Annotated in this window: 12 protein-coding genes and 2 tRNA genes; 8 read left to right on the top strand and 6 right to left on the bottom strand. The window is 36.4% G+C overall.

Features of this window, described 5'->3' with window-relative positions; genetic code table 11:
* Positions 1-71: 71 nt before the first annotated feature.
* The 4 genes from N0B16_RS09420 to N0B16_RS09405 form a co-directional block, all read right to left on the bottom strand.
* Positions 72-560, bottom strand: a complete 489-nt coding sequence (locus N0B16_RS09420; protein WP_262990592.1) for a hypothetical protein — start codon at positions 558-560, stop codon at positions 72-74.
* 88 nt (positions 561-648) lie between these two features.
* Positions 649-1,848, bottom strand: a complete 1,200-nt coding sequence (gene lysA, locus N0B16_RS09415) for a diaminopimelate decarboxylase (RefSeq protein ID WP_262990589.1) — start codon at positions 1,846-1,848, stop codon at positions 649-651.
* A gap of 255 nt (positions 1,849-2,103) precedes the next feature.
* Entirely contained in the window at positions 2,104-3,327 is a 1,224-nt protein-coding gene (locus N0B16_RS09410; RefSeq protein WP_262990588.1) for a 3'-5' exonuclease, read from the bottom strand.
* Positions 3,328-3,437: 110 nt separating this feature from the next.
* Complete coding sequence (locus N0B16_RS09405; protein WP_262990586.1) at positions 3,438-4,964, bottom strand: helicase HerA-like domain-containing protein; 1,527 nt, start codon at positions 4,962-4,964, stop codon at positions 3,438-3,440.
* A gap of 221 nt (positions 4,965-5,185) precedes the next feature.
* Between N0B16_RS09405 and N0B16_RS09400 the strand changes: the two genes are divergently transcribed.
* Genes N0B16_RS09400 through N0B16_RS09390 form a run of 3 tightly spaced genes read left to right on the top strand, consistent with a single transcriptional unit; the run spans position 5,186 to position 7,278 of the window.
* Positions 5,186-6,595, top strand: a complete 1,410-nt coding sequence (locus N0B16_RS09400) for an MBL fold metallo-hydrolase (protein ID WP_262990584.1) — start codon at positions 5,186-5,188, stop codon at positions 6,593-6,595.
* Positions 6,596-6,967, top strand: a complete 372-nt coding sequence (locus N0B16_RS09395) for a rhodanese-like domain-containing protein (RefSeq protein ID WP_262990583.1) — start codon at positions 6,596-6,598, stop codon at positions 6,965-6,967.
* A gap of 11 nt (positions 6,968-6,978) precedes the next feature.
* On the top strand, positions 6,979-7,278 hold the full coding sequence (locus N0B16_RS09390; RefSeq protein ID WP_262990582.1) for a thioredoxin family protein: 300 nt from the start codon (positions 6,979-6,981) through the stop codon (positions 7,276-7,278).
* Between the two features lie 13 nt (positions 7,279-7,291).
* Here the strand turns inward: N0B16_RS09390 and N0B16_RS09385 are convergent, their stop codons facing one another.
* Positions 7,292-8,044, bottom strand: coding sequence for a nitrilase-related carbon-nitrogen hydrolase (locus tag N0B16_RS09385; protein ID WP_262990581.1), 753 nt, complete (start codon positions 8,042-8,044; stop codon positions 7,292-7,294).
* Between the two features lie 96 nt (positions 8,045-8,140).
* Between N0B16_RS09385 and N0B16_RS09380 the strand changes: the two genes are divergently transcribed.
* The 5 genes from N0B16_RS09380 (at position 8,141) to N0B16_RS09360 (ending at position 13,170) form a co-directional block, all read left to right on the top strand.
* Positions 8,141-8,581: a DUF6646 family protein gene (locus tag N0B16_RS09380; protein WP_262990580.1), complete on the top strand. Its 441-nt coding sequence runs from the start codon at positions 8,141-8,143 to the stop codon at positions 8,579-8,581.
* A gap of 102 nt (positions 8,582-8,683) precedes the next feature.
* Positions 8,684-10,036 carry an RIP metalloprotease RseP gene (gene rseP / locus N0B16_RS09375; protein ID WP_262990579.1) on the top strand — a complete coding sequence of 451 codons (1,353 nt, stop codon included), beginning with the start codon at positions 8,684-8,686 and terminating at the stop codon, positions 10,034-10,036.
* Between the two features lie 80 nt (positions 10,037-10,116).
* A tRNA-Asn gene (locus tag N0B16_RS09370) sits at positions 10,117-10,190 on the top strand.
* A gap of 174 nt (positions 10,191-10,364) precedes the next feature.
* A tRNA-Asn gene (locus N0B16_RS09365) sits at positions 10,365-10,438 on the top strand.
* A 203-nt stretch (positions 10,439-10,641) separates the two neighbouring features.
* Entirely contained in the window at positions 10,642-13,170 is a 2,529-nt protein-coding gene (locus tag N0B16_RS09360) for a DUF5686 family protein (protein ID WP_262990578.1), read from the top strand.
* Positions 13,171-13,349: 179 nt separating this feature from the next.
* Here N0B16_RS09360 and N0B16_RS14170 read toward each other — a convergent pair whose 3' ends face one another.
* Positions 13,350-13,517, bottom strand: coding sequence for a bacteriocin-like protein (locus N0B16_RS14170; protein ID WP_438265272.1), 168 nt, complete (start codon positions 13,515-13,517; stop codon positions 13,350-13,352).
* Positions 13,518-13,678: the final 161 nt, after the last annotated feature.

Here is a 13,678-nt window from a genome sequence, read left to right as displayed (position 1 = left end):
TTTAAAATTATTTAATATCACTTATCATCGACATTAACAAGAACACTATATTTTTTTTCATCATCACTGAGTTACAAATCTGTCGTTATAGACGTTAAATTCATTTTAATTTTAATTTGAGAAGATACGGCTTTGCCATTACAGGTTGCCGGAATCCAGTTTTTTTTAATTCTTCTCACAATATATTTCATATCGTCAAAGAAAATCTCACTGTTGGAAACTTTCGGGGAACCCTCTATATGGGTTACCTTTCCGGTTTCGTCGATGGTTAGAGTAAAGGTAAAATCTCCGTTCAGCACATAAAACTCAGAGTTGAGATAGTCATACATGTACTTTTTCAGCATTTCTTTATAAACCGGGATACCACCCTCAAAATCAACCGCCTTGAAATCTTTACAATTCTTCACCGCGACCTGCAGTAAAGGTTGCTGAATGTCTATTTTTAAAATACTCTTGTTGTTTTCGGTGATCATATTGTGATCGTCTCTTTCTTCAACATCATACTGCGCAAATGCAATATTTGAGATGAAAATTGCTAAAAATAATGCCAGTGTTTTCATAAGTTTATTTTTAATAAAACAAAATTACGGCAAAAAAAGAAACCTCACAGAATTGCAAAGTTTCTTTTAAAATATTTTTAGGGTTGAATTAGATTATTTCAATCTGATTTCTCAATAAATCTTCAAACTCATCTCTTTTTCTGATCAGGTGTGCTTTTCCGTCCAGAAAAAGAACTTCTGCAGGCTTTAATCTGGAGTTAAAATTAGAACTCATCTCAAAACCGTAGGCTCCTGCGGTATGAAAAGCCAAAATATCTCCTTCTCTCACTTCATTCAGCTTCCGGTCCCACGCAAAAGTATCTGTCTCACAGATATTTCCCACAACCGTATAAATTCTCTCTGCACCTTTCGGGTTTGATAAATTTTCTATCGTATGGTACGAATCGTAGAACATCGGGCGGATTAAATGATTAAATCCTGAATTAACTCCCACAAAAACGGTTGCCGTTGTCTGCTTGATCACATTTGCTTTTACCAGAAGGTAACCGCTTTTCCCGACAAGGAATTTTCCCGGCTCAAACCAAAGCTCAAATTTTTTACCCGTCTCCTTTGAAAAATCGGAAATGGCCTTTTCTACTTTTTTGCCCAACGCTTTCACATCAGTTTCCAGATCACCGTCCTGATAAGGAATTTTGAACCCGCTTCCCATATCGAGGTATTTCAGATTCGGGAAATGCTCAGACAATTCCAGCATAATTTCCAGGGCCTGTAAAAATACTTCCGGATCTTTGATCTCGCTTCCGGTATGCATATGAAGGCCTTCTACATTAAGATTGGTGCTTTTCATCACTCTTTCGATATGACGAACCTGGTGAATTGAAATCCCGAATTTACTATCGATATGTCCTGTGGATATTTTATAATTTCCTCCGGCAAAAATATGCGGATTGATCCTTACCAAGATAGGATAGGTATTTCCATATTTGTTCCCAAACTGCTCAAGAATTGAAATATTATCGATGTTGATATGCACGCCGAAGGTCATCGCCTCCTCAATCTCTGCTAAATCGACACAATTGGGTGTAAATAATATTTTTTCCTTTGAAAATCCTGCTTTTAAACCCAGTTTCACTTCATTGATGGACACACAATCCAGAGAAGCACCCAGGTTTTTAATATATTTTAAAATATTGATGTTGGTTAAAGCTTTCGCAGCGTAAAAAAACTTGGTGTGTTTTAAAAAAGAAGAGGTCAGTTTTTCGTATTGATTTTTAATAGATTCGGCATCATAAACATACAACGGGGTGCCAAATTCGTGGGCAATCTTTAATAATTCTTTTGAGTTCATAATCTTAATTTAACATAAAAAAAGCAGATTCTTCGAGAAGAGCCTGCCATAATATTTCATTTTTATGCAACACAACTCTTTTAGGTATTCCAAACCTTTGAAAACTTTACAGCTCCCTTTTTACCGGTTTGTTTTTGTTTAAAATTTTGCATCGCTAATTTTTTTCTTTGGCAAAAATACTATTTATTTTGAGAATATGAATTTGAATGCTCATATTATTGAAATTCAATAATCAATAACTCAACGGAACAAAGATTATTTAGGCATCGGCAAGGTCTCAAAATCGCCACGAAGCAGGGCCAGTTGTAAGTCATTGGTTACATCTGAAGTAGATAAAGGCAGATCAATTTTTAATTTTGAAATTTTACTGAGCGTCTGTATTTGCGTAAAAAGCTCATAGAAACCGTAAGAAACCAACTTTCCGTTTTCAATGATTAAAAATAATTTCTCACCCAATTTTCTTCCTAAACCTAACCAAAGCTCATTTCTTTTTTTGAAATCTATTTTTTTCTTAAATGCATTAACATCCTTAAACTCTTCAATTTTACTGATAAACTGCACCGCTTTTGAGCCCTGCGTAAATGATTTGAATTTAAGGATAGGTTTCTCGAGCTTATTGATCGTATTTTTTTCAACAATATACTGATCGTTTCTAAAATATAGCCCAAATGGAAGAATCTCTTTTTTCTTCGTATTTTTTGAATTTAATATGAGCTTGGCAATAAGATCACTTCCCGTGAGCTCAAAATGAATCTGTTCTGTTTCCTGCTGAATATTTTCGTATTTTTTGGATTTGGAATTGAACAGCTTTTTAGAAAACTTATTGATATCATACACATACTCTGAAAAAATAATCTTGCCCTCTTCATTTTGAAAATAAACGAATCCTTTCTCACTGGGAAGATCCTGAGTCAACAGTTTAATTTTGTTGATATAAGACTTTGCATTGGTTTCATCATGCTGCTCCTGAATGATCTCATTTTCAGTATCTTTTGAGACCAATAGTTTGAAAAGTTCCAGAGTGGCTCTTGCATCACCATCTGCTCTGTGTTGATGTGTAATCGGAATGCCTAAAGAACGTACCAGTTTCCCTAAAGAATAGCTTACCTCATCCGGAATGAGTTTTTTGGCTAAAGGAATGGTATCTAAAGTATTGATTTTAAAATCGTAACCAAGCCTTTGAAAAGACTGGCGAAGCATTCTGTAGTCAAAATCGATGTTATGCCCAACCAAAGTCGTGTTTTCAGTAATTTCAATGACTCTTTTTGCAATTTCGTGAAACTTTGGAGCTGTTTTCACCATTTTGGGGGTAATATTCGTCAGCTTCTGTACAAAAGGGGTAATATCACTTTCAGGATTGACAAGGGAAATAAACTGATCGACAATTTTTTGCCCATCATATTTATAAATGGCAATATCTATAATGCATTCTTTTCTGTAACCTGCACCATTACTTTCTATATCTATAACTGAATACATTTATATGCAAACTATAACTTTAATCCTCAAAACCAAACTTTTTTAATGGCAATTTTGCTAAAATAATAAAATTACGTTTAAAAACCCAAAAAGAATGCTTCTGCCGCTAATTATCTTTTTCTGCCTCCTAAACCAAACATTCCCAAAAGTGCTTTTGCACCTTCTCTCATTAAAGTATTGGCAAATGTTCTTCCCGCTCTGCTCTTTAAAACCTGTTCAAACATTCCGGGCTCTTCTTTCACCGGTTTGGTTTTCTGATTGGGTGCAGAATTCTGGACAGCCTGTTCCATTCTGCCGGCTAAAATTTCGTACGCAGATTCACGATCGACCGCTTTTTCATATTTTTCCACCAACGCAGAATTCCCGGTCAGCTCAGAAATTTCAGAATCCTTTAAAACATCCATTCTTGATTCTGGAGAAATCAGATACGTATGAACTAACGGAGTAGGAATCCCTTTTTCATCCAAAGCCGTTACAAAAGCTTCCCCAATTCCTAAATTTTGAATCAAAGTGGATGCATCGTAAAATTCTGTGGTAGGATAATTTTCAACCGCTTTTGAAATTTCTTTTTTATCTTTTGCCGTAAAACCTCTCAAAGCATGCTGAATTTTTAATCCCAGCTGTGAAAGTACATTTTCCGGAACATCTCCCGGAATCTGGGTAATAAAATAAATTCCGACACCTTTTGAACGAATCAGTTTGACCATTGTTTCAATCTGCGAAACAAGCGCTTTGGAAGATTCATCGAAAATCAAATGCGCTTCATCAATGAAAAGAACCAGCTTTGGCTTTCCGCTGTCGCCTTCTTCTGGAAATGTCATATAAATTTCCGCAAAAAGTGAAAGCATAAAAGTTGAAAACAATTGAGGCTTACTTTGAATATCGGCAACCCGCAGAATATTCACCACGCCTTTTCCATCTCTCTGTTCTAATAAATCATGAACATCAAAGCTTAATTCTCCAAAAAAATCAGCAGCTCCTTGCTGTTCCAAAGCAACAATTGACCGAAGAATAGTTCCCAAAGATGCGGAAGCGATTGATCCGTAATTTGCGGCCAACTCCGCTTTTCCCTGCGGATTTTCTGTTACGTACTGTAAAACTTTCTTCAGATCATTCAGATCAATGAGCGGCAGGCCTTTATCATCACAATATTTAAAAACGATCGACATGATGCTTTGCTGCGTGTCATTCAGCTCTAAAATTTTGCTTAAAAGAACCGGGCCGAATTCTGTAACCGTTGCTCTCAGTTTTACCCCTTTTTCACCTGAAATAGACATTAACTCAACCGGAAATGACTGTGGATTGTAAGGAAGCTGTGTTTTAGCATATCTTTCTTCAATAACCGCGTTCATCTGTCCTGCAGCAGCGATTCCTGAAAAATCACCTTTGATATCTAAAACCAGTGATGGTATTCCTGCATGAGAAAGCTGTTCCGCAAATACCTGAAGTGTTTTGGTTTTACCGGTTCCGGTTGCTCCGGCAATAAGGCCGTGTCTGTTGATAGTTTTTAAAGGAACGGTTACATTCACCTCGGTGACTACATCTCCGTGTAACATTCCTTTTCCTAAAATAATATGTTCCCCTTTTGGAGTGTATCTTGCCTTAAGGTTTTCAATAAATTGTGCTTTATCTGCCATTTGCATTTTTTTTAACTTATAAAGATAGAAATATTTAAACATGTGTAACAAAACGAACTTAATTTTTAGCAGCAGTATTAATTCTTCCTGATAGAATGTACCGTACCTTAACTTTATAGATTTAATCTATCAATAATGATATTTTTATTTCGCTTGATTTAAAAAAATAAATGCGATTTTTGTATATTAAAATTAACAACCACCGTAATTATTATATTGAAATGAAAGTTGAACAAATATATACCGGATGTTTAGCTCAAGGTGCTTATTATATAGTATCTGAAAATGAAGCTGTCATTATTGATCCTCTGAGAGAAGTAAAACCCTATCTGGATCGTCTGGAAAAAGACCAAGTTACTTTAAAATATATATTTGAGACCCATTTTCATGCAGATTTTGTTTCCGGACATTTAGATTTAAGCAAAAAAACGGGTGCGCCAATTGTCTATGGACCCACTGCACAGCCAGATTTCGAAGCAATAATAGCGGAAGACCACCAGATTTTCGAAATCGGAAATGTAAAAATAAAAACATTGCATACTCCCGGTCATACAATGGAAAGCACCACCTATCTTCTGATCGACGAAAATGGTGTGGAAACTGCGATTTTTACAGGAGACACTTTATTTTTAGGAGATGTAGGACGTCCGGATCTTGCTCAGAAAGCAACTGATATGACTCAGGAAGATCTTGCCGGGATTCTTTATGAAAGCCTTCACAGCAAAATTTTACCTTTGGACGACAGCATTACCGTATATCCTGCTCATGGAGCCGGCTCGGCGTGTGGAAAAAATATGCAGAAGGAAACTGTAGATATTTTAGGGAACCAGAAAAAAACCAATTATGCCCTTAATCAGCCTGATAAAGAATCATTTATCCGAGAAGTTCTGGATGGTTTAACAGCACCTCCTAAATATTTCGGAATGAATGTCGCATTAAATAAAGGCGGATATGAAAGCCTGGATGACGTTATGAATAAAGGATTGAATCCTATTCCGGCAGAAGATTTCGAGAATTTTGCGGAAGAAACCGGAGCATTGATTTTAGACACCAGAAGCCCCGCAGAATTTTATAAGGGATTTATTCCGAATGCTATTAATATCGGCTTAAAGGGTGATTTTGCGCCATGGGTCGGAAGTCTTATTGTAGATGTAAAACATCCGTTATTACTGGTTTCAGACGAAGGCTCTGAAGAAGAGGCTATTACAAGATTAAGCAGAGTAGGTTTTGACAATGTTTTGGGCTATTTAAAAGGTGGTTTCAGCGCTTGGGAAAATGCAGGCAAAGAAACGGATGAAGTCAGAAGAATCTCTCCGGAAGAATTTGCAGCAGAGTTTAATGAAAATTCAAAAATAATCGATGTGAGAAAGCCGAGTGAATACATTGCAGAACACATTGATAATGCTGACAACAGGCCTTTAGACGCCATAAGTGATTGGGTAACTTCAATCGACGATTCTGAACATTTTTTCTTACACTGCGCAGGAGGATACCGAAGCATGATTGCAGCAAGCATCCTTAATTCGCACGGAATCAGAAACTTCACTGAAATAGAAGGCGGATATAACGGAATCAAAAAAACAGAAAAGTTATCTACTTCTGACTTTGTCTGTCAGTCAAAAACGCTATAAATGAAAACATTTATTTTTGGAATTATTCTTGCAGCATTTTTCTCAGTCAATGCTTGCAAAGCTGCAGATGCAAAAGAAAACTATTCAAAACCAGATATCAAGCAGTTGGTAAAAAGCGGCAATGCGGTTTTAGTTGATGTTAGAATTCCTGAGCAATTCGCAAAAGAAACAGCTGAAGGTGCCATCAATATCCCTTTATCTGAAATCCAGAATAAATCGAAATCACTGAAAGGCAAAAAAGTTGTGGTGTTCTGCAACAAAGGCATTCAGGCCGATAAAGCGGTAGAAATTTTAAAAAGGAAAGGTATTGAAGTGTACGACGGCACAAGCCTGAAAAACATACAGGCCATTCAGAATGTAAAAACACAGTAAAATTAATCATTATGTCACAAAAATTCCAGGAACTTATAGAATCCGAAAGACCGGTTTTGATTGACTTTTTTGCAACATGGTGTCAACCCTGCAAAGTGCAGTCTTCCGTTTTAACGACCGTTAAAGAAAATATAGGAGAAGGGGCCAGAATTGTAAAAATAGATGTTGATCAATATCCCGCTATTGCTTCTCAATACGGGGTACGTGGCGTTCCGACACTGGCGGTTTTCAAAAAGGGTGAATTGCTTTACAAAGAAAGCGGCGTGCATGACGTAAACCGATTAACTCAGCTTTTAAAACAATATATGTAAATGCAATTTAGAATTATAACTGAATTGTAAAATTATCCCGGTCATTCAAAAACTGAAAGTGATTTTTGAAATCCTTTAATTCTTCTATATTCAGTTGCGCTGAAACCAGATTTCCTTTTTTCGCGGTAATTTCTTTGCCATCTGCAAAAAAGCAGTGTGAGCTTTCCTGATAAAAAAGATCATTTCCGTCTGTCCCGATTCTGTTCAATCCAAAAACATACGATAGATTTTCAATGGCACGGGCTTTCAGCAAATGTTCCCATGCACCCACTCTTTTTTCGGGCCAGTTGGCAACATATAAAACAGCATCGTAATCATCATTATTCCTCGCAAATACAGGAAAACGAAGATCATAGCAAACCTGCAACAGAAAACGGATTCCAAGGTATTCCACAATAACCCTCTCGTTTCCCGGAGTATAAATTTTATCTTCTCCTGAAAAGGAAAACAGATGTCTCTTATCGTAAAAAGTAATTTCAGCATCCGGTTTTACGAAATACATCCTGTTGTAGAACTTTCCTTCAGACTCTACAGAAGCGCTTCCACAGAATGCAGCATTTTTTTCTTTTGAAATTTTTTTTAAAAACGCTAAAGATTCCTGGTTTTTGTCTGAAATTTCAGCAGCATCCATACAGAAACCTGTAGAAAACATTTCCGGTAAGAGAAATACATCTGCATCTTCACTCTGAAGCTGATCTGTGATTATTTCAAAGTTTTTTATTTTGTTTTTCCAGATGATATCGAGATTAAGCCCTGTGATTTTCATAAATTCATTTCAAGTAATATAAAATTACAGTTTTTAATTGATTTCGGTTTTATTTTTGCTGCCCATTGTCGTAGTAAATTATTTAAAATTAAATTTATGAAGAAATTGTTTTTAATGCTGATTTTCATGACAGCCGGAACAGTTGCACACGCACAGGCGTTTACAGGAAAAGGAGATCAGAAAGTGAATCTGGGGTTAAGCGCTTGGGGATACGGAACCGGCGTTACCGCAACCTATGATTATGGATTAAACCAGCTTTTGTCTGTAGGAGGTGGTGTCAATGCTTATTTTGACGGCTACAAAGACAATGATAAAGACAACCGGGTTTTTATTTTCGGAAGATTAAATTTTCACCTCAATGATGCTTTAGATTTACCTGCAAAATTAGATATCTATCCAGGAATTGATTTGGGCGTCATCGGAAGAGATGTTGGAATAGGCGCTCACATTGGTGCACGGTATTTTTTCACGGATAAAGTGGGGGTATTTGCTGAGATTGGCAACAATGGAAGTTTAGGTGTTTCCTTTAATTTATAAAGTATTTCTAATATATGACAAAGCTTCTCATTTCGGGGAGCTTTTTTATTTGGCATCGTTTTGATAATTGTTACCTTTGCAAATTAAATCTAAAAACAATTAATGGAATTAGCAATTAAGATCTTTCAATTTATATTAAGCATATCTATCTTAGTCATTCTTCACGAGCTTGGGCATTTCTTACCTGCCAAATATTTTAAAACCAAAGTAGAAAAATTTTACCTCTTTTTTGACCCGTGGTTTTCCGTGGCCAAGAAAAAAATTGGTGAAACGGAATACGGAATTGGCTGGCTTCCGTTTGGAGGCTATGTAAAAATCGCCGGAATGGTAGATGAAAGCATGGATACCGAACAACTGAAACAACCGGCACAACCTTGGGAATTCAGAGCAAAACCGGCTTGGCAAAGACTCATTATCATGATGGGTGGTGTTACAGTAAACTTTTTCCTGGCCTGGATTATTTACAGCTGTCTTTCTCTGTTCAACGGAGAGCAATATATTGATCTGAATAAATTCCAGAACGGAATTGGCATCAGCGAAGCAGGAAAGAAAATGGGCTTTCAAAGCGGCGATAAAATCGTAAGCATCGACGGGAAACCAGCTGAAAGATTGGAAAACGCTTCCATCAATATTCTTTTCAGTAATAATGTTACCGTTTTAAGAGACGGGAAAGAAGTTTCTTTTAAAGTAAAAGATGAAGGAATTGCAGATGTGATCAGACAGCGGGAGGCAAAATTATACATTACTCCAAGAATTCCGATGGTGATTGATTCTTTGGTAACCCCTTCTGCCAAAACTTCAGGATTGGCTGTGGGAGACAGAGTGATCTCTATTAATGGGCAAAAAACCGCATTTTTTGATGAAGCCGGTACCATTTTGAGCCAAAACAAAGGTAAAACAACTGTTGTAGAAGTAGAAAGAAACGGAACAATGCAAACCCTTGCTTCCGTTCCGGTAGACAAAAACGGGAAACTGGGGGTAGCTGTAGATCAGAAAGGAATGGCTAAAGTAGTCACCAATAAGCATTATTCTTTCGGGGAATCTATTCCGAGAGGTTTAGAAAGAACTATTGAAGCGTTGACCATGCAGGTGAAGCAATTCAAAATCATGTTTAATTCTAAAATTCAGGGCTATAAAAACGTAGGTGGACCAATTGCTATTGTAAAAAATATGCCGGTTGACCAATCTGCTGACGGAAGTTTTTCCATTAACTGGCCTGCTTTCTGGAGCTTTACAGCGATGTTTTCCATCTGGCTTGCATTTCTGAACCTAATCCCTATTCCCGGATTGGATGGCGGACACGTTATTTTTACTTTGTATGAAATGATCGTAGGGAAACCTGTTCCGCAAAAAGTTTTGGAGAATGCGCAAATGGTAGGAGTTATCTTCCTGTTAGGCTTAATGTTACTGATTTTCGGAAGTGACATCTTTAAAATTATCACCAATAAATTTTAATTTGTCTGAAAAATTTAAATAAAAAACTTGCGTGGTTTAAATATCAGTCCTATATTTGCACCACTTAAAAATAAGGACATTCCTCCTTAGCTCAGTTGGTTAGAGCATCTGACTGTTAATCAGAGGGTCGCTGGTTCGAGCCCAGCAGGAGGAGCAAAAGAGTTACAGCAATGTAACTCTTTTCTTTTTGTATATACTCAATCATTTTTTAAATTTTAAAATCCTGAAAAATAATCTGATAGGCTGATTCCGCTGTGAATGACAAGAAAAAACTTGCTTACTATTATTTTTCATATTATATTTGCACCACCCAAAAAGGGAATAATATTCCTCCTTAGCTCAGTTGGTTAGAGCATCTGACTGTTAATCAGAGGGTCGCTGGTTCGAGCCCAGCAGGAGGAGCAGAAGACTTACAGAAATGTAGGTCTTTTTTAGTTAATTAATTAATGATTTCCGGCAGTAAGCGTTATTCTTGCCACAATATTAATAGCACTATTTTCGTTACATTTGCAATTTTGTAAACATTTCTAAAGAATCCTTATAAAACTTAATATTTTAAAATAAGCAGCACGCTTTTTGTTTAAGCTAAATGCTCGAAAAAACAGATGATGTTAACCAATAATTTTAAATACTGCCTACTTTATTTTTCATTACTTCTGACAGGCTTACTGCAAGCTCAAAATACCGTTACAGGAAGAATCACAGATGAGAAAACCAATAAAGAGATCAGTAATGTTGATATCTTTATCAACGACAGCAATACTCCGGTTCTTAGAACTACTTCAGGAAACTTCAGTGTACAGTCTGACAGTATAATTTATAAATTAAAATTTCAGAGAAAAAACTATTCTTTAGAAACTGTAGATATTACTCCTGAAACCAGCAACAATCTCATCGTAAAACTTTCTTCGGAAAAAGTGAGCTCTATTGAAGAGGTGGTGATTCATAACGAAAAAACAAAATTTAAAAATAAAAAAGAAAACCCCGCATACAGAATCATGCAGGAAGTCTGGAAACGGAAAAGAAACAATGGCCTGGATAAATTTGATACCTACACTTATAAAGAGTACGAAAAAATTCAGTTTGACGCCAATAATCTTGACAGTACTTTTATGAATAGGAAGATCTTTAATAAACTGGATTTTATTTTTGAGTATGCAGATTCTACCGCAAGCGGAAAAATGGCACTTCCTATCTTTCTTAATGAATCTCTTTATAAAAATTTCGGGGAAAACAGGCCCGGAAAAAAAACAAAAAAACTTTTAGTTGCGCAGAAAACATCAGGATTTCAGGATAATCAGGTGATTACGGTAACGGCTAAAAACCTGTACCGTGATATTAATATTTATGACAACACCTTAAATTATTTCGACATCGGCTTTCCGAGCCCGGTAGGAACAGATGGTTTCAGTACTTATGATTATAACTTGGTAGACACCATTTCTGTAAGAGGAGAACAGGCTTATAAAATTCGCTATATGCCGAGAAGAACTGAAGTGTTGGCTTTTCAGGGCTATCTTTATATTGATACCGATTCTTACGCGGTATTAGGAGCGACATTGAAATCAACCAGCAAAATCAACGTAAATTTTATCAACTCGGTTTCTACAGAGCTGGAATATGATAATCCCGATGATCAGACTTTTCTTCCTAAAAAATTCATTACTGCCATTGAGCTTACCCCGTTTTCAAAGAAGAAATCGGCAAAAAGCATTATTGCGCGTAGGTCTGTGGATTATTCCGAATATGAATTTAATAAACCTCTTGAAGCATCCGTCTTTAACCGGAGAGAAGAAGAGTATGATGCAAAATTTGTAGACAAAGATGATGCATTTTGGGTAAAAGCGAGGCCGGATTCTTTATCAAAACAAGAACAGGGCGTGTATGAAATGCTTGACAAGCTTCAGCAGACTCCCAAATTTAACCGGATTGTAAAGATATATGAAACACTCGCATCACAATATTACAATATTACAAAAGGTATAGACATTGGTCCTATTTTCTCAATTTACGGGAAAAATGAAGTAGAAGGTGATAGAATCAGATTGGGTGCAAGAACCTATTTCGGACAGAATGATCCCTGGAGAATTCAGTTTTATAATGCGTATGGATTCAAAGATCAGCAGTTTAAATACGGTGTGGAAGGTAGATATATGTTTAACAGGGTCAATCGTTTTATGATTGGTGCAGGAACCAAAAGGGATATCACCCAACTTGGTGTACAACTCACAACGGAAGACGGCATTATGTCCCGTTCTTTTGCCTCATCAACTGTTTTTGCCCGAGGAGAAAATGCATCATTGAGTTCTGTGAACCAAACCAGCGTTTTCACATCCATAGAACCGTGGAAAAACTTTCAGGTAAGAGTTGATGGTACAATGCAGAGCATCAAATCTGCCAATCCTGGAGGTTTTAACCTTATGTATTACCGAAACGGGGACTTGAGAAAAACAGTAAATGATTCTCATGTCACCATCAGCCTGATTGCAAGACCGGGCGCAAAATTCTCACAAACCGGAGTCGACCGCTACGAACACGGAACTTTAGCACCTACTATTGTTTTAAAATATACGAGAGGGATCGAAGGCTTATTTAATGCAGATTTCAATTACAATAAACTGCAGTTTATGTTTTACAAACCCATCCTTTTAGGAAGCTGGGGCAAAACATTCTTTAATTTTGAAGCAGGAAAAAACTTTGATACAGTTCCGCTGGCATTGCAAAATGTAATTCCCGGAAACCAGTCTTACGGTTTGGTTGCCAATACTTTTTCACAGCTTAATTATTATGAATTTGTTGCCGATACATACTCCACACTTCACATAGAACACCATTTTAACGGGAAAATTCTTTCTTATATTCCATTAATAAAGAAACTGAAATTCCGTGAGGTAGCTTTCATCAGAGGTGCTTACGGAACATTGAGTGACGCTTCTAAAAATATTAATGTAGATGGGCTAAAATATTCGGCTCCGGATCAGCAGATTTATTATGAATATGGCTTTGGAATTGAGAATATTGGTTTCGGGAATATCAGAATCTTCAGAGTAGACTTTAACTGGAGAGGAAATTATCTTGACCGGCAGGACGCTTCAAAGTTTGGCATTAAGGCTGGATTTCAGGTTAATTTCTAGAGTTTTAGATTTTGTAATCTGATTCATTTATGATAATTAAGGCTAAATTCTTATCTTATATATGCCTATTGGAAACTAGATAGTTCAAATTGAAATCTTCCAAGAAACATTGAATTCAAATTATGAAAACAAAAATTTAAAAAAAGTCTCAACAATGTTGAGACTCATTTTTTTACAAATTAGCATTGACATGGATCCGGATCTAAAATCCAGTTCGGACAACGCAACTGTTGCTGTGGTGTCCATGTACACCACTCTATACATGTTCCTGCAGGAGGTGGACAAAAAGCTGCACCCCCATCAATTGCTTTAAGCTGTTTTTTTGTCAGTTTTTTCAAGTTTTTCATAGGTATTTTGTTTGATTTGTTGCCTACTCTGTATGCTTTTCGGCTATCGCAATCTGTATTTGATACAACAAATATATAAATTTTCTATACACAGTGATATAACTTTTATAAATTTAACGATTAAACATAAACAAAAAAACCTCAACGTAATGTTGAGGTTT

It is taken from the genome of Chryseobacterium gilvum, assembly GCF_025628965.1.
In the GTDB taxonomy this organism is placed as follows: domain Bacteria; phylum Bacteroidota; class Bacteroidia; order Flavobacteriales; family Weeksellaceae; genus Chryseobacterium; species Chryseobacterium gilvum.
The sequence above is the reverse complement of the archived record's forward strand: the minus strand, read 5'-3'. Positions and strand labels throughout refer to the sequence as shown.

Coding starts and splice junctions, on each gene's coding strand:
- N0B16_RS09420 (WP_262990592.1), bottom strand. CDS start 560: ATGAAAACACTGGCATTATTTTTAGCAATTTTCATCTCAAATATTGCA.
- lysA (WP_262990589.1), bottom strand. CDS start 1,848: ATGAACTCAAAAGAATTATTAAAGATTGCCCACGAATTTGGCACCCCG.
- N0B16_RS09410 (WP_262990588.1), bottom strand. CDS start 3,327: ATGTATTCAGTTATAGATATAGAAAGTAATGGTGCAGGTTACAGAAAA.
- N0B16_RS09405 (WP_262990586.1), bottom strand. CDS start 4,964: ATGGCAGATAAAGCACAATTTATTGAAAACCTTAAGGCAAGATACACT.
- N0B16_RS09400 (WP_262990584.1), top strand. CDS start 5,186: ATGAAAGTTGAACAAATATATACCGGATGTTTAGCTCAAGGTGCTTAT.
- N0B16_RS09395 (WP_262990583.1), top strand. CDS start 6,596: ATGAAAACATTTATTTTTGGAATTATTCTTGCAGCATTTTTCTCAGTC.
- N0B16_RS09390 (WP_262990582.1), top strand. CDS start 6,979: ATGTCACAAAAATTCCAGGAACTTATAGAATCCGAAAGACCGGTTTTG.
- N0B16_RS09385 (WP_262990581.1), bottom strand. CDS start 8,044: ATGAAAATCACAGGGCTTAATCTCGATATCATCTGGAAAAACAAAATA.
- N0B16_RS09380 (WP_262990580.1), top strand. CDS start 8,141: ATGAAGAAATTGTTTTTAATGCTGATTTTCATGACAGCCGGAACAGTT.
- rseP (WP_262990579.1), top strand. CDS start 8,684: ATGGAATTAGCAATTAAGATCTTTCAATTTATATTAAGCATATCTATC.
- N0B16_RS09360 (WP_262990578.1), top strand. CDS start 10,642: ATGATGTTAACCAATAATTTTAAATACTGCCTACTTTATTTTTCATTA.
- N0B16_RS14170 (WP_438265272.1), bottom strand. CDS start 13,517: ATGAAAAACTTGAAAAAACTGACAAAAAAACAGCTTAAAGCAATTGAT.